This is a genomic window from Pseudomonas sp. ACM7 (assembly GCF_004136015.1).
In the GTDB taxonomy this organism is placed as follows: domain Bacteria; phylum Pseudomonadota; class Gammaproteobacteria; order Pseudomonadales; family Pseudomonadaceae; genus Aquipseudomonas; species Aquipseudomonas frigoris.
In genome coordinates this window covers 4,153,776-4,175,811 of record NZ_CP024866.1, presented here as the reverse complement: position 1 = coordinate 4,175,811, position 22,036 = coordinate 4,153,776, and the positions used below count along the sequence as shown (strand labels likewise).

General features: G+C 59.9%; 21 protein-coding genes. 14 read left to right on the top strand and 7 right to left on the bottom strand.

Features of this window, described 5'->3' with window-relative positions:
- Window positions 1-241: 241 nt before the first annotated feature.
- Window positions 242-2,770 carry a beta-galactosidase gene (locus CUN63_RS19800; protein ID WP_129441766.1) on the bottom strand — a complete coding sequence of 843 codons (2,529 nt, stop codon included), beginning with the start codon at window positions 2,768-2,770 and terminating at the stop codon, window positions 242-244.
- A 95-nt stretch (window positions 2,771-2,865) separates the two neighbouring features.
- Window positions 2,866-5,010 (bottom strand): ATP-dependent DNA helicase DinG, encoded by a 2,145-nt coding sequence (gene dinG / locus CUN63_RS19795; protein WP_129441764.1) that lies wholly within the window; start codon window positions 5,008-5,010, stop codon window positions 2,866-2,868.
- Between the two features lie 98 nt (window positions 5,011-5,108).
- Between dinG and CUN63_RS19790 the strand changes: the two genes are divergently transcribed.
- Entirely contained in the window at window positions 5,109-5,573 is a 465-nt protein-coding gene (locus CUN63_RS19790; protein WP_129441762.1) for a CopD family protein, read from the top strand.
- Between the two features lie 168 nt (window positions 5,574-5,741).
- Here the strand turns inward: CUN63_RS19790 and CUN63_RS19785 are convergent, their stop codons facing one another.
- From CUN63_RS19785 to CUN63_RS19770, 4 genes are all read right to left on the bottom strand, one after another.
- On the bottom strand, window positions 5,742-6,500 hold the full coding sequence (locus CUN63_RS19785; RefSeq protein ID WP_129441760.1) for a collagen-like protein: 759 nt from the start codon (window positions 6,498-6,500) through the stop codon (window positions 5,742-5,744).
- Entirely contained in the window at window positions 6,493-6,771 is a 279-nt protein-coding gene (locus CUN63_RS19780; RefSeq protein WP_129441758.1) for a DUF1145 domain-containing protein, read from the bottom strand. Before CUN63_RS19780 ends, CUN63_RS19785 begins: the two co-directional genes overlap by 8 nt.
- Before the next feature lie 147 nt (window positions 6,772-6,918).
- Window positions 6,919-7,635 carry an OmpA family protein gene (locus CUN63_RS19775; RefSeq protein WP_129441756.1) on the bottom strand — a complete coding sequence of 239 codons (717 nt, stop codon included), beginning with the start codon at window positions 7,633-7,635 and terminating at the stop codon, window positions 6,919-6,921.
- 90 nt (window positions 7,636-7,725) lie between these two features.
- Window positions 7,726-8,421, bottom strand: coding sequence for an OmpA family protein (locus CUN63_RS19770; RefSeq protein ID WP_129441754.1), 696 nt, complete (start codon window positions 8,419-8,421; stop codon window positions 7,726-7,728).
- Window positions 8,422-8,612: 191 nt separating this feature from the next.
- Here CUN63_RS19770 and CUN63_RS19765 point away from each other — a divergent pair, with 191 nt between their 5' ends.
- From CUN63_RS19765 to CUN63_RS19750, 4 genes are all read left to right on the top strand, one after another.
- Window positions 8,613-9,110, top strand: coding sequence for a DUF6231 family protein (locus CUN63_RS19765; protein ID WP_129441752.1), 498 nt, complete (start codon window positions 8,613-8,615; stop codon window positions 9,108-9,110).
- 4 nt (window positions 9,111-9,114) lie between these two features.
- Window positions 9,115-9,591 carry a YchJ family protein gene (locus CUN63_RS19760; RefSeq protein WP_129441750.1) on the top strand — a complete coding sequence of 159 codons (477 nt, stop codon included), beginning with the start codon at window positions 9,115-9,117 and terminating at the stop codon, window positions 9,589-9,591.
- 135 nt (window positions 9,592-9,726) lie between these two features.
- The gene (locus CUN63_RS19755) at window positions 9,727-10,221 is read left to right on the top strand and encodes an LEA type 2 family protein (protein WP_129441748.1); all 495 of its coding nucleotides are present in this window, start codon (window positions 9,727-9,729) and stop codon (window positions 10,219-10,221) included.
- Window positions 10,218-10,445, top strand: a complete 228-nt coding sequence (locus CUN63_RS19750) for an SEC-C metal-binding domain-containing protein (RefSeq protein ID WP_129441746.1) — start codon at window positions 10,218-10,220, stop codon at window positions 10,443-10,445. Before CUN63_RS19755 ends, CUN63_RS19750 begins: the two co-directional genes overlap by 4 nt.
- Window positions 10,446-10,595: 150 nt before the next feature.
- On the opposite strand, the gene CUN63_RS19745 is transcribed toward CUN63_RS19750, so the two are convergent.
- Window positions 10,596-11,147, bottom strand: coding sequence for a cysteine hydrolase family protein (locus tag CUN63_RS19745; protein ID WP_129445121.1), 552 nt, complete (start codon window positions 11,145-11,147; stop codon window positions 10,596-10,598).
- Window positions 11,148-11,293: 146 nt separating this feature from the next.
- Between CUN63_RS19745 and CUN63_RS19740 the strand changes: the two genes are divergently transcribed.
- The 9 genes from CUN63_RS19740 to CUN63_RS19700 all read left to right on the top strand — a co-directional run bounded on the left by CUN63_RS19740 (window position 11,294) and on the right by CUN63_RS19700 (window position 22,036).
- Complete coding sequence (locus CUN63_RS19740) at window positions 11,294-11,938, top strand: glutathione S-transferase N-terminal domain-containing protein (protein ID WP_129441744.1); 645 nt, start codon at window positions 11,294-11,296, stop codon at window positions 11,936-11,938.
- A 210-nt stretch (window positions 11,939-12,148) separates the two neighbouring features.
- Window positions 12,149-14,599, top strand: a complete 2,451-nt coding sequence (locus tag CUN63_RS19735) for a penicillin acylase family protein (RefSeq protein WP_129441742.1) — start codon at window positions 12,149-12,151, stop codon at window positions 14,597-14,599.
- Between the two features lie 197 nt (window positions 14,600-14,796).
- Entirely contained in the window at window positions 14,797-15,831 is a 1,035-nt protein-coding gene (locus CUN63_RS19730) for a ligase-associated DNA damage response exonuclease (protein ID WP_129441740.1), read from the top strand.
- Window positions 15,828-17,516, top strand: coding sequence for an ATP-dependent DNA ligase (locus CUN63_RS19725; RefSeq protein ID WP_129441738.1), 1,689 nt, complete (start codon window positions 15,828-15,830; stop codon window positions 17,514-17,516). The genes CUN63_RS19730 and CUN63_RS19725 overlap by 4 nt, the downstream gene beginning before the upstream one ends.
- Before the next feature lie 324 nt (window positions 17,517-17,840).
- Window positions 17,841-18,623, top strand: coding sequence for a transporter substrate-binding domain-containing protein (locus CUN63_RS19720; protein WP_129441737.1), 783 nt, complete (start codon window positions 17,841-17,843; stop codon window positions 18,621-18,623).
- Window positions 18,624-18,679: 56 nt separating this feature from the next.
- The gene (locus tag CUN63_RS19715) at window positions 18,680-19,408 is read left to right on the top strand and encodes an ABC transporter permease (RefSeq protein WP_129441735.1); all 729 of its coding nucleotides are present in this window, start codon (window positions 18,680-18,682) and stop codon (window positions 19,406-19,408) included.
- Window positions 19,405-20,115 carry an ABC transporter permease gene (locus CUN63_RS19710; protein ID WP_129441733.1) on the top strand — a complete coding sequence of 237 codons (711 nt, stop codon included), beginning with the start codon at window positions 19,405-19,407 and terminating at the stop codon, window positions 20,113-20,115. Before CUN63_RS19715 ends, CUN63_RS19710 begins: the two co-directional genes overlap by 4 nt.
- Window positions 20,116-20,139: 24 nt before the next feature.
- On the top strand, window positions 20,140-21,258 hold the full coding sequence (locus CUN63_RS19705) for a succinylglutamate desuccinylase/aspartoacylase family protein (protein WP_129441731.1): 1,119 nt from the start codon (window positions 20,140-20,142) through the stop codon (window positions 21,256-21,258).
- 13 nt (window positions 21,259-21,271) lie between these two features.
- Window positions 21,272-22,036 carry an ABC transporter ATP-binding protein gene (locus CUN63_RS19700; protein ID WP_129441729.1) on the top strand — a complete coding sequence of 255 codons (765 nt, stop codon included), beginning with the start codon at window positions 21,272-21,274 and terminating at the stop codon, window positions 22,034-22,036.

The window sequence follows — 22,036 nt, the reverse complement described above, 5'->3', positions numbered from 1 at the left end:
CGCAACTCCTCTGGATAATGTTCTACAAAGTGGCCGCATTGTTCCAGCCCTAGAGGGTTTTGGGAACTGTGGCAAGCTGGGCGGTCGCCCACCTATGGATTGGATCAGATCTTTAGGGTGCCTTGGCGGACGCCTTCGCGAGCAAGCCCGCTTCCACATTCGACCGAGTTCTTTCAGAAAGAATGCGATTGAATGTGGGAGCGGGCTTGCTCGCGAAGAACGATGACACGGTTTCAGCTATTTAATGGCCATTGCCGGAATGCCCACCCGCATGGCCAGCGCCCTGCCCTGCGCCTTTGCCAGCCTCGCCTTTTCTGCCGCCCTCAGCTGTTTGACCGGCTTTATCCGCCTCAGCCTTGGCCTTCTCGGCCTCTTTACCGAGCTGATCGACGGTCTGCAAATTGCTTTTGCGAACGCTGTCGACGAACCCCTGGAACGGCAGATCGGTAATGCCCACCAGCCCGAAGTGCCCGTTCTCGCCATCCAGCAGACGACCGGTAACCGGTTGGTCAAGGTATTGGAACCAGTGCACGCCGACGATCGACGGTTCGCTCATCGCCTGTTTGAGGAAATTGGCGTAAGCCGACCCACGGTCCTCTTCCTTCGCCAATTGCGTCACGCCGCCCCAGAACGGACCGCGATCCGCGGAGCCGAAGTTGAACTCGGTGATCAGCACCGGTTTGTCCAGGCTGCGCAGCTTGGCGAAGTCATAACCGTCCTGCGGTTGCAGGGTGTACATGTTGAAGCTCAGCACGTCGCAATACTGGGCGCAGGACTCAACCGCTTCCGGAGTGCTGATGGCAAACCGGCCACCCAGCAACAGCTGATTCGGCGCGTGCCACTTGAGCGAATCGGAGAGGGTCTTGAAGTACGTGTCGGCGAAAACCTTCTGGAAGTATTTGAAGTCGGCTTCGATTTCCGGGTGTTCGGCGCTTGGCAGCGGCGGCACGAAGCCCGGGTCTTCCATCAATTCCCAGGCCGGCAAATCAATGCCCCAGGCTTTGGATAGGCCCGCCTGATTGCGGTATTTGTCCCGCAATTGCTTGAGGAATGCGCGCTTGGCCGGTACGTCGGTGGTCATTTTCAAGGTGCCGTAGGCCAAGGCGTAACGGGCTTTCGGGTCGTCGCCGGGGCCGGCCCAGGCCAGTTCGTTATCGGCGAAGTAACCGATCAGCCATGGATCATCGCGATGATCGCGCGCGGCAATGGCCACGGCACGTTCGGTGGCCATGGCGAATCGTGGGTCGAACGGGTCGGGCATGCCGCCCCACCAGTCGGTGCCGGTGCTGATGCTGGCGTAATCGCCGACGATCGACAGCGGCAAGGTGTACGGCACGCGATCAGCGTTGGCCAGCGCCGGGGCGCTCCAGTTGCCGAGGGTGTTGAAGCCCCAGGCTTGCAGGCGATCAAGGGTGTGACTGGCCCAGCGCTGTTCATCAACCACCGCTTTGCAGGGTTCGGCAGGTGTTTGCTCAGTTGCTATGGCGGCGGTCGCTTCAACGGCGCCGGTCTTGGCGGCTTCGGCGACACCGGATTCGGCCGTCGAAGGAACGACAGGTTGCTCAGCAGCCTTCTCCACCGTTGCCGTTGCCGCAACCGCGTCAGCCTTGGCCGCTTCGGCGACACCGGCCTTAGTGTCGCTTGTCACCACACACGGCGCGCCATACAGACGCTGCAAGTTGGCGCCATAGAAGTCGTACCAACGACCGGCATTGTAGCCTCGGCCCTGATCGACGCCGTTGCCGCCACGGTTATCGCCTTCGCCATAGTGGCTGGCCAGCGGCTCGTCGGGTTTGGGCAGGGATTCAAACATCCACTCGCGGCCCGCGACGTAGGTCTGGTCGACGTCCGGGGTGACGGTGTTGACCCCGAGCGAATAGAACGGATGGCCTTCCGGGGTCACCAGGTACCAGCGACCGTCGCGCTTCTCAGTGCGGAAAAACCCGCTGGCCTTGAATGCCGGGCCTTTGTTCCAGCCACCGAACTTGTCCAGGGACGACTTTTCGCGCTCGGCCAGCCAGGTTTTCAGTTGCTGATGTTCCTTGGCGGCGGCGCTTTTCAGTTGCTCGTCGCTGCTGACTTTCTCTGGCCATTTGGCCCGGGTCGACTGGCCGTAAGCGTCTACAAGGCCGCCAAAAGCCGCTTGGGTAACCGCATCGCCGTCCTGCACGCCAAAGCGCTCAAGCAGAATGCTTTGCGCGACTTTCGGCTGATCCATCGACAAGGTCACCGCCACCACCTGGCTGCGCTCCAGCTCACCGGCGCTGCTGGCCAGCAATACGCGCTGCCCCTCAAAAGTGATCGGCATCGGCGGGCCGGCTTTCAGGCCAAGGTTCAATGGCGTAAATGGCTGCAGCGGCACCCATAAAGTTTGCGCAGGGCCGGCCGGCAAGTCGACGCGGCTGACCAGTGTCTTGCCGTCGTTGCTCTGGATTGTCACGTACAGGGTCACGGCCCAGTTCATTGCGCTCTGAATCCGCAAACTCATGAAGCCCGCCTGGGACCAGTCCCAGACGCCAGTCTGCGGGGTCAGACGCAAGGTCGGTTGTGCCACCGGGTTGAACGTCACCCGACGCAGCACTTCGCCTTCGGCCGTTTGCTCGGCGTTGGATTGCGGCAGACTGGCGTCCTGAGTCGCCACCTGGACCACGTCGGCGGGGCGCACAAAGTTGAACAGCGTCTGTTGGCCGGCAGGGGCCGCCAGCAAAGGGGCTGCGAACATCAGAGCGAAAACGGCAGGTAACGAACGGCGCAGCGAACGGCGAATCATGAGAACGAAATTCTCCCTAACGACCCAGATGGGCCAGTGGAAATGCGATGGCAGAGAGATAGACAACGGGTTGGGCAAAATTGCCCAGCCCTGTATCAGGAAATTTCACGACGGAAGGGTGGCAACGCATTGAGGATCGCTTTGCCATAACGCTGGGTCACCAGACGTCGATCGAGCAAGGTGATGGTGCCGCGGTCTTCTTCGGTGCGCAGCAAGCGACCGCAGGCCTGGACCAGCTTCAGCGAAGCATCCGGTACCGAGATTTCCATGAACGGATTACCACCCCGAGCCTCGATCCACTCGGCCAGGGCCGCTTCGACCGGATCATCGGGCACCGAGAATGGAATCTTCGCGATCACCACGTGTTCGCAGTACGCACCAGGCAAGTCGACCCCTTCGGCGAAACTCGCCAGGCCGAACAACACGCTGGAATCGCCGCCATCGACCCGCGCCTTGTGCTTGTTCAGGGTTTCCTGTTTCGACAGGTTGCCTTGAATGAACACTTGCTTGCGCCAGTCGCGGTCAAGGCCGTCGAACACGTCCTGCATCTGTTTGCGCGAAGAGAACAGCACCAGGGTACCGCGCGAACCTTCCACCAAGGCTGGCAAGTCACGGATGATCGCTGCAGTGTGGGCCGGCGCATCACGCGGATCGGCCTTCAGGTCCGGCACTCGCAGCACGCCAGCATCAGCATGATGAAACGGGCTTGGAACCACTGCGGTCACGGCTTTTTTCGGCAAGCCGGCGCGCATGCGGAAGCGGTCGAAGGTACCGAGCGCGGTCAGGGTGGCGGAGGTCACCAGAGCGCCGTAGGCCACGTTCCACAAATTGCGACGGAGCATTTCTGCCGCGAGAATCGGGCTGGCGTTGACCTCGATGTCGAACAGCGAACCGCTTTCGGCCAGGGTCAGCCAGCGGGCCATCGGCGGATTGTCTTCCGGGTCTTCAGCGGTGAAAGCGCCCCACAATTCCCAGTTGCCCGAAGAGCGGGACAACAGGCTACCGAACAGCGGGTACCACTCTTCGGCCTGGTTGCTGGCGATGCCGATGTTGACCTCGCCGTCCATGCCTTCCTTGAGCAGTTCGGTCAGTCGGGTAAAGACATCGGTCAGACGGGCAAAGCCCTTCTTCAGCTCGATGCCCATTTCGCGCATGTGCTCGGGAACGACCCCACCGACAAAGCGATGACGCGGCCGCTCGCGACCTTCAACGTCTTCGCCGGGTTTGAAATCGGCGACCTGCTCGCAGGCGGTGAACATGAATTGCTGCTGGGTTTTGATCTCCCGTGCCAGTTCCGGCACTTGTTCGATCAACTTGCCCAGATCGCCCGGCAGCGGGTGCTGGGCCAGCAACTTGGTGAGGTTCTTGGCGGTGGTTTCCAGCCAGTCGGCGGTGGAACGCAGACGCGTGTAATGGGCGAAATGGCCGATGGCCTTGTCCGGCAGGTGGTGGCCTTCGTCGAACACGTAGATGGTGTCACGCGGGTCCGGCAGCACGGCGCCGCCGCCCAGCGCCAGGTCGGCCAGGACCATGTCGTGGTTGGTGACGATCACGTCGACCTTGCCCATGCCTTCGCGGGCCTTGTAGAAGGCGCACTGACCGAAGTTCGGGCAATGGCGATTGGTGCATTGGCTGTGATCAGTGGTCAACCGCGCCCAGTCGGCATCTTCCAGTGCGGTGGACCAACTGTCGCGGTCGCCGTCCCACTTATTGCCGGCGAGTTTCTCGATCATGCTGGTGAACAGCTTCTGACTGGCCTCGTCGACTTCGATCTTGAAACCTTCTTCTTCAAACAGCTGCGCCGTGGCGGTTTGCGCGTGACCTTCCTGGAGCAACATGTCGAGCTTGGACAGGCACATGTAGCGCCCGCGCCCCTTGGCCAGGGCAAAGCTGAAATTCAGCCCGCTGTTGCGCATCAGGTCGGGCAAATCCTTGTAGACGATCTGCTCTTGCAGGGCCACGGTGGCCGTGGCAATCACCAGACGTTTGCCGGCGGCCTTGGCAGTGGGAATGGCGGCCAGGCTGTAGGCCACGGTTTTGCCGGTACCAGTGCCGGCTTCCACCGCGACAATCGCGGGGTCGCCACTGCGCCGGCCTTCGTCGTCGGTGTCGATGTCACCGAGGACCTTGGCAATTTCGGCGATCATCAGGCGTTGGCCGTAGCGCGGCTTGAGGCTCTTGGCTTCTAGAAAACGCGAGTAGGCGCCCTGGATCGTGGTTTTGAGTTCGGTGCTGATCATGATTGTCGGGCGCGAAAAACGCTGGATAAATTTTCAGTGGTTCGGATGGGACGCTATCATACCCCGCTAATTAATCCCGCGCAGAACGGAGTACCCCAATGATACCTTTTGGCCTTGTTTATACCCTGCATGTACTGTCAGCCCTGGTGTGGGTTGGCGGCATGTTTTTCGCGTGGATGGTCTTGCGCCCCGCGGCGATGAAGGCTTTGGAAGGCCCTGCCCGTTTGAAGCTGTGGGTAGAAGTGTTTCAAGGTTTTTTCCGCTGGGTCTGGGTCGCGGTGGTGCTGTTGCCAGTCAGCGGTGTGGGCATGATTCATTTGCAGTACAGCGGTTTTGAAGCGGCGCCGCGGTATGTGCAGGTGATGATGGGGTTGTACGTGGTGATGACGGCGCTGTTTATCCGGATTCAGGCGTTGTTGTTGCCAGAGTTGCGCACGGCGGTGGCGGCGCAGGATTGGCCGACCGGGGCTGCTACGCTTGGGAAAATTCGCAAGTTGGTGGGGATTAATCTGATTGTCGGGTTGGTGCTGGTGGCGATTGCTGCGGCTCGCCCGATGTTCTAAAGCCTCACAGCTTTTGTGGCGAGGGGACTTGTCCCCGTTGGACCGCGCAGCGGTCCCCTGCATTCCTACAGATACACCGCACACACAGGTTTTACGACTGCTTCGCAGCCGAACGGGGTGATGCAGCATTCCGACAAGTCCCCTCGCCACAGGGGAGCTCAGTCATTCTTACAACCGCTGCAAGGTCACCGAACCCGCCGCACCGGCAGGCCCCGGCTGACCATCAACCCCAGGGCGGCCGCTCTTGCCGCCATCGGCCTTGTAAACGAAACAGCCCTTGGCTTTGCCACCCGCGCCCGGTTTACCGCCAGGCCCGGCCACACCACCGTCACCGCCGGCCACCTGGACCTTGATCAGTTCCGCCGGGTAATCACGCGGCACTTCCAGACGAACCAGTGCACCCGGCGCGCCCGGCTGACCGTCACTGCCATCACTGCCGTCGGCACCACGGCCGGCCTGGCCCCAGGTACAACCCGGTGCCTGACCGTTGGCCCCATCGAGACCGACGAAACCCGGTGCGCCCGCGCCGCCGCGAGCGTCCACCAACAATTGCGGTGCACTCAGGGCCTTGATCTGCAAGTTCAGGTTACGCCCGGAGCGGGCTGCCTTGAGGTAAGTCCCCGGCGCGCCGCGAGCCGTGATCTGGCTGCCTTCCGACAACTGCGCACGACTGACCTTCAGCTCAAGCGGCTGTTCGCCGGGTACGATGGCGATCCGCGCTTCACGACCCAGACGCAATTCACCGACGGATACCTCGGTCACATTCGAGGGAATCAACAACGTGCCGTAGTCGGCCACTTCCAGGCGTTCCAGCTGCAAGGTGCTGGCGGTGTTGGGCAAACGCATCAGCGAGTTGGTTTCGACGCTCACCACCTGGGCGCAGGCCAACGGGCTGATGAGTGCAGCGAGCAGACAGAGTTTACGCATGGGAAGCCTTAGGCGCGGTCGGAGCCGGGATGGTTTGCAGGTGGAAAACGCCGAAAAAGAGGATCTTCAGGCGATCAAGCCAAGGGTGAGCGCGACCTCTGAGGCTGCGGAAACAAAACACCGCCTCAAGAAGATGAAGGCAGGCCAGCAGGCTGCCGGCCAGATCGACCAGCAGATGCAGAGGATTGACAAACGGCATGAACTGATTGACCAGCACCACCAGCCAGAACAGCAGGGTCAACAACTTCCCAAGCCCCCAAAACACGTTCATACGCTCCCCCGCTGACAATTATTCTTTGCGCGCACAGTACCGGCTTCCACGCGGGATAAGCCAGAGGGCAGCGGAAAATTCTTCATAAGTCCGCCGAATGGCCGTCGGACTGACTTCAATTGTGGTCCGACGGCTCTATCACGGGGCTCAGCGATTGATGTGCAACTCCACCCGACGGTTTTTCGCCCGCCCTTCTTCCGTTTCGTTATCGGCCACTGGCTGACTTTGGCCCTTGCCCTCGCTGGTGAGCTTGTTCGGCGCCACGCCCTGACTCAACAGGTAGGCCGCCACGCTACTGGCACGACGTTCCGAGAGTGCCTGGTTATAGGTGTCCGAGCCGATGCTGTCGGTATGACCGATCACCTTGATGCTCACCACATCGGCGCTTTGCAGTTTGGGCATCAGCGAATCCAGCTTGCTCTGCGCGGCTGGGGTCAGTTCGGATTGGTTGAAGGCAAACAGTACGTCGCCCGCGTCGCTCAGGGTGATGACCTCCGATTGAGCAGGTTCAGGTTTCACGCTGGCCGGGTACTGCGGCAATGGGCAACCATGATGTTCGACGGGGGTATTGGCCGGCGTATCAGGGCAGCGATCGCGTCGATCGAAGACTCCATCATCGTCTTCGTCGCCATCCTGGGCGTAACAGATCAAGCCACCGGTCAAGATACCAAGCGCCGCCCCACCGGCCGCCCAACCGCTACTTTGGAGAGCGCCCAGACCGCCACCGACCAGGCCGCCGATAACGCTGCAGATTGGCCAGGTTCGTTGATTGAGGGGGGCGGTGCCATCGCTGTGAGTAGCGCAACCGGTCAACAGGCTGCCAAGCAGCACAACCGGCAAGACGGTCCGTGTGAGAACACTCATGGTGAAAGCTCCTGTGTTACCGGCCAATGCCGGTCACACAGGAGTAAAGACCCGCATCCGCGACTGCACAAGCCGCGGAGTACGAGGGGGTTAGCGGTTGATTTTGATTTCCGTGCGACGGTTCATCGAGCGGCCGTCAGCGGTTTTGTTATCGGCAACCGGCTGGCTTTCACCGGCACCGGTAACAGACACGAATTCGCTGCGGGGTACGCCTTGGGAAATCAGGTACTCGACCACCGAGTGCGCTCGACGGTCCGACAATTTCTGGTTATAGGTATCGCTGCCAACGCTGTCGGTGTGACCGGTTACAGTCAGTTGGGCGTTAGGCGCTTCCCCTTTCAAGCGAGTGGCGATTTTATCGAGTACCAATTTGTCGGCCGGGGTCAGTGTGGCCTTGTCGAACTGGAAGTGAACATCGCGAATGACGATGACTTCTTCTTTAACCACGGCCGCTTCTTCGACCACTGGCGCAGGCACCGGTGGAGGGCAACCGTCGGCATCGACCCGCACGCCTCTAGGTGTTCCCGGGCACTTGTCGCGGCTATCCGGCACGCCATCGCCGTCTTCGTCGCCATCACCGTGAACCCAGCAATAGGCCGCAGCCGTGCCGCCGACGAGCAGCGCGCCATACCCCGCCCATGCCGAGCTCTCGGTCGCGCCGAGACCTGCGCCCACGACACCACCGACCGCCGCACAGGTCGGCCAGTCGGTTTTCTGCAAACCTGCGCAACCAGTCAACACACTGGTTAGCAGAACCAAGGGTAATGCTGTGCGAACTATGCTCATCTAGTTTTCTCCTGAGGGGATCGGCAGAGAACCGATTCAGGTAGTAAAGACCCGAGTTTTAATCTCCGCCAGCAATAGGCCATTGCAGTTTTAACCCGTGTTCACGGCAGATCGGCGCTTTTAGGACGAACCAGCTCTAGGCCCGGTCCTTGGAGCAGGCTAGTCTTGGCAGCTCTGATTGAGGATCTTCGATGATTGCAGGTATTTCTTCGCGCACGCCCCAGCAGGCGTTGGCCGCTTTGCTTGATCGTTATGCCCCCGCGCGCCTGTTGCTGATTGGCGCCAGCGAGTTCCCCGCGCTCGAGGCCTTCAAGCTGGCGCACCCGGACACTCGTGTGGCCCATGCGGCACCTGGACCGTTGCCTGCTGAACTGGCGGCGCGCCGGTTTGACCTGGCGCTGGTGGTCGATTGCCTCGAACATTTGCCCAAGCGCGATGGCCTGAACCTGCTTGGCGGGATCCGTAACCTCAATGCCAGTCGCATCGCGGTGCTGGCGGACTTGCCGGCCAGCGGCTGGCAGGAGACCGACTTTTTCTCCCTGGCCCTGCAAGCCAGCGAACGCTTCCAGCGCGACGATCAAGTGCTGACCCTGTTCACCTATGATCTGCTTGACTACAAACAAGTCCCCGACTGGCTCAACTCACGGTTCTGGGCCAATCCGGAAAACTTCGGGAAATATTGGTGGTAACGCGATGAGTACATCCATTTGCCCCTGCGGTAGCGGCACCCTGCTTGATGCCTGCTGTGGTCATTACCATGCCGGCCATCCGGCGCCGTGTGCCGAAGTCTTGATGCGTTCGCGCTACAGCGCCTACGTACTGGGGCTGATCGATTATCTGGTGGCGACCACCCTGCCCGCACAACAGGCAGGCCTGGATCGACAGTCCATCAGCGACTGGAGCGCCCAAAGCACCTGGCTGGGCCTTGAAGTGGAAAGCTCCGAGGTTTTGGGCGGTCAGCCGGAACATGCCTTCGTGACCTTCACCGCGCGCTGGCACGACGGCAGCGGTGAACACAGCCACCGCGAGCGCTCGTCGTTCGTGCAGAACGCCGGCCACTGGTACTTCATCGACCCCACCGTACAACTCAAGGCCGGACGCAATGATGCGTGCCCTTGCGCCAGCGGACAGAAATTCAAAAAGTGTTGTGCGGGTTATTTCACCAGTTGAAGTGACGTCAAAAGATCGTCCGAACGCGGCCCGAGCCTTCGGCAGCTCCTACGGGTGTACGCCGATCCAGTGTAAGAGCTGCCGAAGGCTACGATCTTTTAGGGCTAGACTGGTGCTCAAGGGAGAAACCCGACCATGATCACCCGGCGACCCGCACTTTATCTGTTCACCCTGCTCCTGTTTCTGGGGCTTGGCGGCTGTGCGTCCTGGTTCGGCGATGATGAACCGGAACCGCAGGTGCATCTGGTCAAGGTCGAAGTGGTCCAGGCCAAACTGATGCAGCAAAAATTCCTGCTGCACTTTCGCGTCGACAACCCCAACGACAGTGACCTGACGGTGCGGGGCATCGAGTACCGCATTCACTTGGGCGACATGCTGCTGACCGAAGGTGAGCACGAACACTGGTTCACAGTCGGCCCCAAACGCAGTGCCTACTTCAAAGTGCCGATCCGCACCAACCTGTGGCCCAAGGTGCGGGATCTGGTGAAACTGCTGAAAAAACCCAAGCAGCCCATTCCCTATCGTCTGGAAGGTGAACTGGAAACCGGTTTATTCATCGCGCACTACGTGCACCTGGCGCGCAATGGCGTGATAATCCCCGCCGATTTAATTCCGGAGCAAAACCGATGACCCAGCAACCCCATGTCCATGGCCCTGACTGCAACCACGATCATGACCATCATGACCATCATGACCATCACGACCACCATGATCACGACCATGGCCATGTCCACGGCCCGAACTGCGGCCACGCCCACCAGGAACCGGTGCGCAACGCCCTGAAAGACGTCGGCCGCAACGACCCTTGCCCATGCGGCAACGGCAAGAAATTCAAGAAGTGCCACGGCGCTTGATGCTTCGGGTGGAGATCTTCTTCGTCTATTGAATCGCCTTCGCGAGCAAGCCCGCTCCCACATTTGAGTTGCACCAGGCCCAATTTTTGCGGCCACTGCAAATCCCCTGTGGGAGCGGGCTTGCCCGCGAAGAGGCCCTCAAAGTCACCCTCACTTCAGGATCTGCGCAACGCTCACGACCGTCGCGTATTCGCCCTGTAGATTACCCAGCGACATCGCATGCACTTCCTCGGCTGTATGGGTTTTCCCAAAGTAGTCAGCCTTGTCGAAGGTAAAACACGCATCCTCCACGACCCACGTTTCAAACCCCAGATTCCCGGCCGTTCGCGCCGTGGATTCCACCGAGTTGTTGGTCGCTACGCCAACAATGACCAACTGATCGATCCCCGCCTCTCGCAAAGTCCGCTCAAGCCCCGACGCACAAAACGCATCCGGCACCTGCTTTTGAATAAGCTGCTCACCGGCCTGTGGCTGAAACCGCTCCTGAAATTCCACCCCCGATTGCTGCGGCCAGAACACCGAGTCAGGTGAACGGGACAGGTGCTGCACATGAATGACCGGTCGCCCGGTTCGACGCCAACGCGCTAGCAAATCGAGGATTCGCTCCTCGGCCTGAAGATTATTTCGGCGACCGAGTTTGGGATGCAGAATGCCTTTTTGTTGATCGATGATGATCAGTGCCGCGTTTGTTTTGAGCTCCATGCCGGTTTTTCTCATGCGGGGTCATTGAATTTCACGCACTTCAGCATCACCTGTTCCTACAGGCAAGCTATCGAACGCAAACAGGACGACCTGATGCCGGCGTTTGCTGTCCGCAAGTAACGACGTCTCTTGATTTGGAGTACTCAATGATCGACCTGTATTACTGGACCACCCCCAACGGCCACAAAATCTCGATATTCCTTGAAGAAGCCGGCCTGCCCTACAACGTGCACCCGATCAACATCAGCCAGAACGACCAGTTCAAACCCGAATTCCTGAAAATCTCCCCGAACAACAAAATTCCGGCCATCGTCGATCCCGAACCGGCCGATGGCGGTGAGCCGTTGGCACTGTTCGAGTCCGGGGCGATTTTGCTGTACCTGGCAGAGAAAACCGGCAAGTTCCTGCCCAAAGACCTGCGCGGTCGCCAACAAGCGCTGCAATGGTTGTTCTGGCAGATGGGCGGCCTGGGCCCGATGGCGGGGCAGAATCATCACTTCAGCCAGTTCGCGCCGGAGAAGATCCCCTACGCAATCAAGCGCTACATCGACGAAACCGCCCGCCTCTATGGGGTACTCGACAAGCAGCTGGCCGATAAAGACTTCGTCGCCGGCAGCGAATACAGCATTGCCGACATGGCGATCTACCCGTGGATCGTTTCCCACAAGTGGCAGAGCCAGAACCTGGAAGACTTCCCCAACGTGCTGCGCTGGTTCAACCACATCCAGAGCCGTCCGGCGACGGTGAAGGCGTATGCCCTCGCGGCCAAGATCAACCCGCCTAAATCCTGATGGAAGATCAAAAGATCGCAGCCTCGTTTCACTCGACAGCTCCTACAGGGAATGCAAAACCGTGTAGGAGCTGTCGTGTGAAACGAGGCTGCGATCTTTTTCCGTTCCACAGACAAATCCTGAAATAACCTGATACCCCGCTTGCGCGGCCACCTCCTGCTCACTAACGTAGCGCCTTTAATGACGCTACCCCCCCGCAGGAGCTTTGCCATGGCCTCGCCAGCCCTTACACATTTTCTTCCCCGGTTCGGCGTTGCCGCTGCAGTGGCCGGTGTTTTGAGCCTGACCGGTTGTCAGACCTGGAACACCCAGGACACCCTCCCGCCGACCACCGGTGTGCAGCCGCTCAAGGGCCTGGCGCAGAACGTTTCGGTACGCCGCAATGCCATGGGCATGCCGTTGATCGAAAGCAACACCTTCCACGACGCGCTGTTCACCCTGGGTTACGTCCACGCCACCGACCGGATCACGCAAATGGTCACCCTGCGCCTGTTGGCTCAGGGCCGTTTGTCGGAGATGTCTGGCTCAGACCTGCTCGACGCTGACCGCTACATGCGCGCCGTCAATCTGAAGAAAAGCGCCGGCGAGTTGTACAAGGCGTCTTCGCCGCGCCTCAAACGCTTCTTCGAAGTCTATGCCCGCGGCGTCAACGCCTACCTGTTCCGCTATCGCGACAAGCTGCCAGCGGACCTCACGGCCACCGGCTACAAGCCTGAATACTGGAAACCGGAAGATTCGGCGCTGATTTTCTGCCTGCTGAACTTCAGCCAGTCGGCCAACCTGCCGGAAGAGATTGCCTCGCTGATGCTGGCCCAGACCGTCAGCACCGACAAGCTCCCGTGGCTGACGCCGTCCGCTCCCGATGAAAAACTACCGCTAGCCGAAGCTGAAAAACTTCAGGGCATCAAGCTCAACGGGCAAATCCCGGGCCTGGCCGAGATCAGCAAAGCCACGAGCCAACTGTCCGATCTGAATTTGCTGGGCGCCACCTCGTCGAACAACTGGGCGATCGGCCCGCAACGCAGTCGCAGCGGCAAAAGCCTGCTGGCCAGCGACAGTCATGGCCCACTGGGCGTGCCGTCGTTGTTCAGTTACGTGCAGATTCGCGCGCCGAAGTACCAGGCTTCTGGTGTGACGATTGCCGGTTTGCCGATGGTGCTCGGCGGTTTCAACGGCAAAGTGGCGTGGAGCATGACCACCGTCATGGGCGACAACCAGGACCTGTTCCTGGAAAAAATCAAACGCCAGGGCAATGGTCTTTCCTACGAAGTCGGCGGCAAATGGCAGCCGGCGATCGTGCGCAACGAAACCTACTTCGTCAAAGGCCAGCGGCCGATTCGCGAAGTCGTGTACGAAACCCGCCATGGCCCGCTGCTCAACAGTGCCCAAGGCACGACGCTGGCCAACGGTTTCGGCCTGGCCTTGCAGACGCCGAACTTCACCGATGACAAGACCCTGGATGCGTTTTTCGACCTGTCCCGGGCGCAGACCGTCGAGAAAGCCTCGGACGCCAGCCGCGAAATCCGCGCCATCGCGCTGAACCTGGTATTTGCCGACGTCAGCAACATCGGCTGGCAAGTCACCGGTCGCTACCCAAACCGTCGCGAAGGTGAAGGCCTGCTGCCGTCGCCGGGCTGGGAAGGTCGTTACGATTGGGATGGTTACGCCGACCCGATGCTCCATCCCTATGACCAGGATCCGGCCCAGGGCTGGCTCGGCACCGCCAACCAGCGCGTCATTCCCCATGGCTACGGCATGCAGCTGTCCAATTCATGGTCGGCGCCGGAGCGTGGCGAACGCCTGGCCGAACTGGCGAGCGTGGGCAAACACGACACGCGCAGCCTGATCGCCATGCAATACGACCAGACCACAACCTTCGCTGCCAAGCTGAAGAAAATGTTCGACGCACCGGGCATGTCGCAACCGCTGAAGCAGGCTATTGAAGCGTTGCCTGTGGCGGATCGTGGCAAGGCTCGCGAGGCGTATACCCGCTTGATGGCCTTCGACGGCAAACTCAGCCCGACCTCCGCTGATGCAGCGATTTACGAGCTGTTCCTCCAGCAAAGTACCCAACAGATTTTCCTCGACGAACTGGGCCCGGAAAGCAGCCCTGCGTGGAAAGCCTTTATCGCCAACGGCAAGTTGTCCTACGCGGCCCAGGCCGATCACCTGCTGGGGCGTGAGGACAGTCCGTTCTGGGATGACGCTCGCACACCGCAGAAAGAAGATAAACCGGCGATCCTCGCCCGCAGCCTGGCAGCCACGATCAGCGCGGGCGACAGCCAGTTGGGCGGCGATCACAAAGCCTGGCAGTGGGGCAAACTGCACCGCTACGAGTGGAAAAACGCCAGTGGCCAGACAGTACGCGGTCCGCTCGCGGCCGGTGGCGACCACACCACGCTGAATACCGCAGCGCTCGCCTGGGGTCAGGACTTCAACACCACGCTGGCGCCGGCCACGCGCTTTATCGTCGACTTCGGCCAGGCCGAACCGCTGATGGGGCAGAACGGTACGGGGCAATCCGGTAATCCGGCGAGTCCGAACTACCTCGACAGCATTGATCCGTGGCTGAAGGGGCAATACATGAGTTTGCCGATGCAGCCGCAGAACTTTGACAAGGTGTATGGGAAGACGCGGTTGACGCTGACACCCGGTAAGTAAGGCTCAACACCGAACCAATGTGGGAGCGGGCTTGCTCGCGAAGGCGTCGTGTCAGTCAATATCATCGTTGCCTGACACACCGCTTTCGCGAGCAAGCCCGCTCCCACACTTGAATGTCACTTGCCCTACAAACTCGATAGAACTTCTGGCTTCGCGCAAACCTCATAGCTAACAAGTCCCTAGATTTTGGTAACAACATGGATCTTGTTATCGCGCGTCCTGAAGGTTTGTACTGCCCGGCCGGGGATTTCTATATCGACCCGTGGCGGCCGGTCGAGCGTTCAGTCATCACCCACGCTCACGGCGACCATGCCCGCACCGGCAATCAGCATTATCTGGCGGCCGCTCCCGGCGAAGGGATTTTGCGTGCGCGATTGGGCCAGGACATCAACCTGCAAACCCTGCCTTACGGTCACCCCCTGACCCACCATGGCGTCACTTTGAGTTTTCACCCCGCCGGCCATGTCCTTGGCTCGGCTCAGGTGCGTCTGGAATACGGCGGCGAAGTCTGGGTCGCCTCGGGCGACTACAAGATCGAGCCCGACGGCACCTGTGCGCCGTTCGAACCCGTGCGCTGCAATACCTTCATCACTGAATCGACCTTCGGCCTGCCTATTTATCGCTGGCAGCCCCAGGCGCACGTGTTTGCCGAGATCAATCAGTGGTGGCAAGCCAACGCCGCCGCCGATAAAACCAGCGTGTTGTTCTGCTATGCCTTCGGCAAGGCGCAGCGAATTCTCCACGGCATCGATGCCAGCCTAGGCCCCATTCTGGTGCATGGCGCCGTGGAACCGCTCAATCAGGTTTATCGCGAAGGTGGTATTTATTTACCGCCAACGATCTATGCCGGCGAGGTAAAAAAGAGCGACCCCATGATGCGCAAGGCGTTGGTCCTGGCCCCGCCTTCGGCTGGCGGCAGCACCTGGATGCGTCGCTTCGGTGACTACAGCGATGGTTTCGCCAGCGGCTGGATGCGTTTGCGTGGCACACGGCGGCGACGTGGCGTGGATCGTGGCTTTGTACTGTCTGACCATGCCGACTGGCCCGGCCTGCTCTGGGCCATCGAACAGACCGGTGCTGAGCGCGTGATGGTGACCCACGGTTCGGTCGGGGTACTGGTGCGCCATCTGCGCGAACAGGGTCTCGATGCCATGAGTTTCAGCACCGAGTACGGCGACGATGAGGAAGAAAACGCAGCCGTCGAACCCGAGAGCACCGAGGTGCTGCCATGAAGGCGTTTGCCGAGCTGTATGCCGAACTCGATGCCACGACGTCGAGCAACGCCAAACTGGCGGCGATGCAACACTACTTCGCCGAGGCCGCGCCGGAAGATGCCGCATGGGCTGTTTACTTTTTGTCCGGCGGGCGGCCGCGGCAACTGGTGCCGGTGCGCATCCTGCGAGAGTTGGCGGTGGAGATCTCCGGCCTCGCGCCGTGGCTGTTCGAAGAGAGTTATCAGGCAGTCGGCGATCTGGCGGAAACCATTTCGCTGGTGCTGCCCGAAACGCTTCAAAGCTCCAACGATGGATTGGCGGTTTGGATTGAGGACAAACTGCTGCCGCTGCGCGGTGAAACCCCGCAAGTCCTTGCCAAGCGACTGCCTGCCCTGTGGTCGCAACTGGACCGCCAGAGCCTGATGCTCTGCATCAAACTGATCACCGGCAGCTTGCGCGTCGGGGTCTCCAAGTTGCTGGTCACCCGCGCCTTGGCGGCCATGGCCGGGCTCGACAGCAAACGCGTCGCCCAGCGACTGGTGGGTTACACCGACCTGTCCAACCGCCCGAGTGCGTCCAGTTATTTGAAGCTGATTGCCACCGAATCGTCTGATGAACATGCCCAACGTGGCGGTCAGCCCTACCCGTTTTTCCTGGCCCACGCGCTATCACAACCCGTTGAACAATTCGAAGCTCTGCTCGGCCCTGCCAACCAATGGCAAGTGGAATGGAAGTGGGATGGCATTCGCGCCCAGGTGGTCAAACGCGAGGGGCGACTGTGGGTCTGGTCGCGAGGTGAAGAGCTGGTCACCGAGCGCTTCCCCGAACTCGAGCGTCTGGTTCACTGCTTGCCCGATGGCACGGTGATCGACGGTGAAATCGTCGCCTGGAAAACCGAACAACCCACCACAGAGGACGCCTTCAGCCCTCAATCCCCGACTTCACCGGCGGTAAAGCCTTTCGCTCTGTTGCAACAACGAATCGGCCGTAAAACCCTGGATAAAAAAATCCTCGAAGAAGTGCCGGTGGTGGTCCTCGCCTACGACCTGCTGGAATGGCAGGGCGAAGACTGGCGCAACCAGCCTCAGGCCAAGCGTCGCACTCAACTGGAGCACGTCGTCAGCCGCTGTAACAACCCGGTGTTGCTCGCCTCACCGGTGCTCACTGGCGAAGACTGGATCGACCTCGCCCGACAACGGCAAGCCTCCCGCAAGCTCGGTGTCGAAGGCATGATGCTCAAGGCCCGGGATGCGTTGTATGGCGTCGGGCGGACCAAGGACATGGGCGTCTGGTGGAAATGGAAAGTCGACCCCTTCAGCGTTGACGCGGTGCTGATTTATGCGCAACGCGGCCATGGTCGCCGCGCCAGTCTATACAGCGATTACACCTTCGCCGTGTGGGACAGGCCGCCTGAGGCGAGCGAACGCGCACTGGTGCCGTTCGCCAAGGCGTATTCGGGGCTGACAGACGAAGAAATGCGCCAGGTCGACAGCATCGTGCGCAAGACTACCGTAGAGAAATTCGGGCCGGTGAGCAGCGTGACGCCGAGCCTGGTGTTTGAACTGGGATTTGAGGGCATCGCCCTGTCCAAACGACACAAGAGCGGGATTGCGGTGCGGTTTCCGAGGATGCTGCGCTGGCGGCAGGATAAAACCGTCGAAGAAGCGGACAACCTGGCGACGCTTCAGGACCTGTTGAGCTAAACCGAATCCCTGTGGGAGCGGCGGTGCGGCGATCCGACTTGCTCACGAAGAGGCCATCACATCCAACATCTATGTTGGCTGATACACCGCTTTCGCGAGCAAGCCCGCACACATGGATTTGTGCGATTCCAAACCAAGTTGGTGCATCAAATTTTCAATGCCCGTTTTCGTGCACAAATCCCTCCTTGCCATTTCTTGAATCACCTTTTAAAACACTTGTTCGGGACTCTGGTTCGGAAATTGCTACTTTCATAAGGTCTTACGCTTTCCAGTAACAATAATTCTGCGCCACAAGCGCTCATATTGGTTTTTAGGGATTGAATAATGAAAAAAGCATTGCTGACCCTTTCTGCACTGGCGTTGTGCATGGCTGCAGGCTCCGCGCTGGCCAAGGAATACAAGGAATTGCGTTTTGGCGTTGACCCTTCCTACGCCCCGTTTGAGTCGAAAGCGGCTGACGGTAGCCTGGTAGGCTTCGACATCGATCTGGGTAACGCGATCTGCGCCGAACTGAAGGTCAAGTGCAAATGGGTCGAAAGCGATTTCGACGGCATGATTCCGGGCCTGAAGGCCAATAAATTCGACGGTGTGATCTCTTCGATGACCGTCACCCCGGCCCGCGAAAAAGTCATCGACTTCTCCAGCGAGCTGTTCTCCGGCCCCACCGCGTACGTGTCCAAAAAAGGTTCTGGCGTAACGGCAGACGTCGCTTCGCTCAAGGGCAAAACTGTAGGCTACGAACAAGGCACCATTCAGGAAGCCTATGCCAAAGCCGTTCTGGACAAGGCTGGCGTGAAAACCCAGGCCTATCAGAACCAGGATCAGGTGTATTCCGACCTGACTTCCGGTCGTCTCGACGCCGGGATCCAGGACATGCTGCAAGCCGAACTGGGCTTCCTGAAGTCGCCAAATGGCGCCGATTACGAAATCAGCAAGCCGGTGGACAGCGAATTGCTGCCAGCCAAAACAGCTGTCGGTATCTCGAAAGGTAACAAAGACCTCAAGGCACTTTTGGATAAAGGTATCAAAGCGTTACACGACGATGGCACCTACGCCACCATTCAGAAGAAACACTTTGGCGATCTGAATCTGTTCAGCGGCAAATAATGCCAGGCGCCCATCTTGCGATGGGCGCTTTTTTTACTCGATCAGGTTGCTGATTTATGTTCGAAAACCTCTTACAAAACCTGGGGCTCTCAGCCTTCAGCCTCAAGGGCTTCGGTCCGCTGCTGATGGAAGGCACCTGGATGACCATCAAATTATCGGTGCTGTCGCTGTTGGTGGCCGTTTTGCTCGGCTTGCTCGGCGCCAGTGCCAAACTGTCAAAAGTCAAACTGGTACGGGTTCCGGCCCAGCTCTACACCACGCTGATTCGCGGTGTGCCGGACCTGGTGCTGATGCTGTTGATCTTCTACAGCCTGCAGACCTGGTTGACGTCGTTTACCGATTTCATGGAATGGGAATACATCGAGATCAACCCGTTCAGCGCCGGGGTCATCACCCTGGGCTTCATTTATGGCGCGTACTTCACTGAAACCTTCCGTGGCGCGATTCTCGCAGTCCCACGGGGCCAGGTCGAAGCCGCTACCGCGTATGGCCTCAAGCGCGGCCAGCGTTTCTGGATCGTGGTGTTCCCGCAAATGATGCGTTTTGCCCTGCCGGGTATCGGTAACAACTGGATGGTAATGCTCAAAGCCACCGCACTGGTCTCGATCATCGGCCTGGCCGACCTGGTCAAGGCTGCGCAGGATGCCGGCAAAAGCACTTATCAGCTGTTCTACTTCCTGGTGCTTGCAGCAATGATTTACCTGCTGATTACCAGCGCCTCCAACTTCGTCTTGCGCTGGCTCGAACGCCGCTACGCCGCCGGTTCCCGGGAGGCCGTACGATGATCGAGCTCTTGCAGGAATACTGGAAAGCTTTCCTTTATACCGACGGCTACAACATCACCGGCCTGGCCATGACCATGTGGCTGCTCAGTGCGTCGATCTTCATCGGTTTTCTGGTGTCGATTCCACTCTCTATCGCCCGGGTTTCGCCGAACTTCTACATCCGCTGGCCGGTGCAGTTCTACACCTACCTGTTCCGCGGTACGCCGTTGTATATCCAGCTGCTGATTTGCTACACCGGTATCTACAGCCTGGCCGCCGTGCGCGCCCAACCCGTGCTGGACGCGTTCTTTCGCGATGCGATGAACTGCACGATCCTGGCTTTCGCCCTGAACACCTGCGCCTACACCACAGAGATTTTCGCCGGGGCGATTCGCAGCATGGCGCATGGTGAAGTCGAAGCGGCCAAGGCTTACGGTCTGACAGGCTGGAAGCTTTATGCCTACGTGATCATGCCTTCGGCCCTGCGTCGTTCGTTGCCTTATTACAGCAACGAAGTGATTTTGATGCTGCACTCAACCACCGTGGCCTTCACCGCGACCATCCCGGACATCTTGAAAGTCGCGCGAGACGCCAACTCGGCGACCTTTCTGACTTTCCAGTCGTTCGGCATCGCTGCGCTGATCTACCTGACCGTTACCTTTGCGCTGGTCGGCCTGTTCCGCCTCGCCGAACGCCGATGGCTGGCCTTCCTCGGGCCGACCCACTAGGACCCGCTTTAGGGATAAAGACACATGCGCCACCAGATTCATGACCTGTTGGCCCCGCTGCCGGGGACCGCGCGACAGATTCACAGCTTTCACTTCGGCCCATCATCGGCCAAAGGCAAGATTTACATCCAGTCGTCCCTGCACGCCGATGAAATGCCCGGCATGCTGGTTGCCTGGCACCTCAAGCAACGTCTGGCGGAACTCGAAGCCGCCGGCCGTTTGCGCAGCGAAATCGTGCTAGTGCCAATCGCCAACCCGGTCGGCCTCGAACAAGTGCTGATGGATGTGCCGCTGGGCCGTTACGACCTCGAAAGCGGACAAAACTTCAACCGCTGGTTCGTCGATCTGAGCGAAGCCGTCGGCAACGAGATCGAAGGCCTGCTCGGCGACGATCCGCAGCACAACCTCGAACTGATTCGCAGCAGCCTGCGCAATGCCCTCGCCCAACAGACTGCCAGCACGCAACTGCAATCCCAGCGCCTGGTTCTGCAACGGCTGGCCTGCGATGCCGACATGGTGCTGGACCTGCATTGCGATTTCGAAGCGGTCGCCCACCTTTACACCACGCCCGAGGCGTGGCCGCAGGTCGAGCCGCTGGCGCGGTACATCGGTGCCGAAGCCAGCCTGCTGGCCACCGATTCCGGCGGTCAGTCGTTCGATGAATGCTTCACCCTGCTCTGGTGGCAGTTGAAGGAACGCTTCGGCGAACACTTTGATATTCCGCTGGGCAGTTTTTCGGTCACCGTCGAATTGCGCGGTCAGGGTGACGTCAATCACCCGCTGGCCAGCCTTGATTGCCAGGCGCTGATCAATTACCTGATTCACTTCGGCGCCATTGCCGGCGAACCCGCGTCGCTGCCCGAGCTGCCCTACCCGGCTACGCCGCTGGCCGGTGTTGAACCGGTGGCAACACCGGTCGGCGGGCTGCTGGTGTTCACCGCGCTACCAGGGGAATACCTCGAAGCCGGGCAACTGATCGCTGAAATCATCGACCCGATCTTTGACCGCGTCACCCCCGTTCATTGCACCGTCGCCGGGTTGATGTACGCCCGCTCGCTACGGCGCATGGCCACTGCCGGCATGGTGATCGCCCACATTGCGGGCACCGAAGCCTATCGCAGCGGCTACCTACTTTCGCCTTGAGGATGCATGTCCCATGTACAAACTGACCATTGAAGGCCTGCATAAAAGCTATGGCGAACATGAAGTACTCAAAGGCGTTTCGCTCAAGGCCAACACCGGCGACGTCATCAGCCTGATCGGCGCCAGCGGCTCGGGCAAAAGTACCTTCCTGCGTTGCATCAACTTTCTCGAACAGCCCAACGACGGCGCCATGAGTCTGGACGGCCAGAACATCCGCATGATCAAGGATCGCCACGGCATGCACGTGGCCGATGACGACGAACTGCAACGGATCCGCACCCGCCTGGCCATGGTGTTCCAGCACTTCAACCTGTGGAGCCACATGACGGTGCTGGAAAACATCACCATGGCCCCACGTCGGGTGTTGGGTTGCAGCAAAGAGGAAGCCGAAGACCGCGCGCGGCGTTATCTCGACAAGGTCGGGCTGGCGGCGCGGGTGGCGGATCAGTACCCTGCGTTTTTGTCCGGCGGTCAGCAGCAACGGGTCGCCATTGCTCGGGCGTTGGCCATGGAACCAGAAGTCATGCTGTTCGACGAACCGACCTCGGCACTCGATCCCGAACTGGTGGGTGAGGTGCTCAGGGTGATCCAGGGCCTGGCCGAAGAAGGCCGGACCATGATCATGGTGACCCACGAAATGAGCTTCGCCCGCAAAGTATCGAGCCAGGTGTTGTTCCTGCACCAAGGGCTGGTCGAGGAAGAAGGTGCGCCGGACGATGTGCTGGGCAATCCGAAAAGTGAGCGGTTGAAGCAGTTCCTGAGCGGCAACCTGAAGTAA

Excerpts from the sequence above, each read along its gene's own strand:
- CUN63_RS19800 (WP_129441766.1), bottom strand. The coding sequence starts at position 2,770 with ATGATTCGCCGTTCGCTGCGCCGTTCGTTACCTGCCGTTTTCGCTCTG.
- dinG (WP_129441764.1), bottom strand. The coding sequence starts at position 5,010 with ATGATCAGCACCGAACTCAAAACCACGATCCAGGGCGCCTACTCGCGT.
- CUN63_RS19790 (WP_129441762.1), top strand. The coding sequence starts at position 5,109 with ATGATACCTTTTGGCCTTGTTTATACCCTGCATGTACTGTCAGCCCTG.
- CUN63_RS19785 (WP_129441760.1), bottom strand. The coding sequence starts at position 6,500 with ATGCGTAAACTCTGTCTGCTCGCTGCACTCATCAGCCCGTTGGCCTGC.
- CUN63_RS19780 (WP_129441758.1), bottom strand. The coding sequence starts at position 6,771 with ATGAACGTGTTTTGGGGGCTTGGGAAGTTGTTGACCCTGCTGTTCTGG.
- CUN63_RS19775 (WP_129441756.1), bottom strand. The coding sequence starts at position 7,635 with ATGAGTGTTCTCACACGGACCGTCTTGCCGGTTGTGCTGCTTGGCAGC.
- CUN63_RS19770 (WP_129441754.1), bottom strand. The coding sequence starts at position 8,421 with ATGAGCATAGTTCGCACAGCATTACCCTTGGTTCTGCTAACCAGTGTG.
- CUN63_RS19765 (WP_129441752.1), top strand. The coding sequence starts at position 8,613 with ATGATTGCAGGTATTTCTTCGCGCACGCCCCAGCAGGCGTTGGCCGCT.
- CUN63_RS19760 (WP_129441750.1), top strand. The coding sequence starts at position 9,115 with ATGAGTACATCCATTTGCCCCTGCGGTAGCGGCACCCTGCTTGATGCC.
- CUN63_RS19755 (WP_129441748.1), top strand. The coding sequence starts at position 9,727 with ATGATCACCCGGCGACCCGCACTTTATCTGTTCACCCTGCTCCTGTTT.
- CUN63_RS19750 (WP_129441746.1), top strand. The coding sequence starts at position 10,218 with ATGACCCAGCAACCCCATGTCCATGGCCCTGACTGCAACCACGATCAT.
- CUN63_RS19745 (WP_129445121.1), bottom strand. The coding sequence starts at position 11,147 with ATGGAGCTCAAAACAAACGCGGCACTGATCATCATCGATCAACAAAAA.
- CUN63_RS19740 (WP_129441744.1), top strand. The coding sequence starts at position 11,294 with ATGATCGACCTGTATTACTGGACCACCCCCAACGGCCACAAAATCTCG.
- CUN63_RS19735 (WP_129441742.1), top strand. The coding sequence starts at position 12,149 with ATGGCCTCGCCAGCCCTTACACATTTTCTTCCCCGGTTCGGCGTTGCC.
- CUN63_RS19730 (WP_129441740.1), top strand. The coding sequence starts at position 14,797 with ATGGATCTTGTTATCGCGCGTCCTGAAGGTTTGTACTGCCCGGCCGGG.
- CUN63_RS19725 (WP_129441738.1), top strand. The coding sequence starts at position 15,828 with ATGAAGGCGTTTGCCGAGCTGTATGCCGAACTCGATGCCACGACGTCG.
- CUN63_RS19720 (WP_129441737.1), top strand. The coding sequence starts at position 17,841 with ATGAAAAAAGCATTGCTGACCCTTTCTGCACTGGCGTTGTGCATGGCT.
- CUN63_RS19715 (WP_129441735.1), top strand. The coding sequence starts at position 18,680 with ATGTTCGAAAACCTCTTACAAAACCTGGGGCTCTCAGCCTTCAGCCTC.
- CUN63_RS19710 (WP_129441733.1), top strand. The coding sequence starts at position 19,405 with ATGATCGAGCTCTTGCAGGAATACTGGAAAGCTTTCCTTTATACCGAC.
- CUN63_RS19705 (WP_129441731.1), top strand. The coding sequence starts at position 20,140 with ATGCGCCACCAGATTCATGACCTGTTGGCCCCGCTGCCGGGGACCGCG.
- CUN63_RS19700 (WP_129441729.1), top strand. The coding sequence starts at position 21,272 with ATGTACAAACTGACCATTGAAGGCCTGCATAAAAGCTATGGCGAACAT.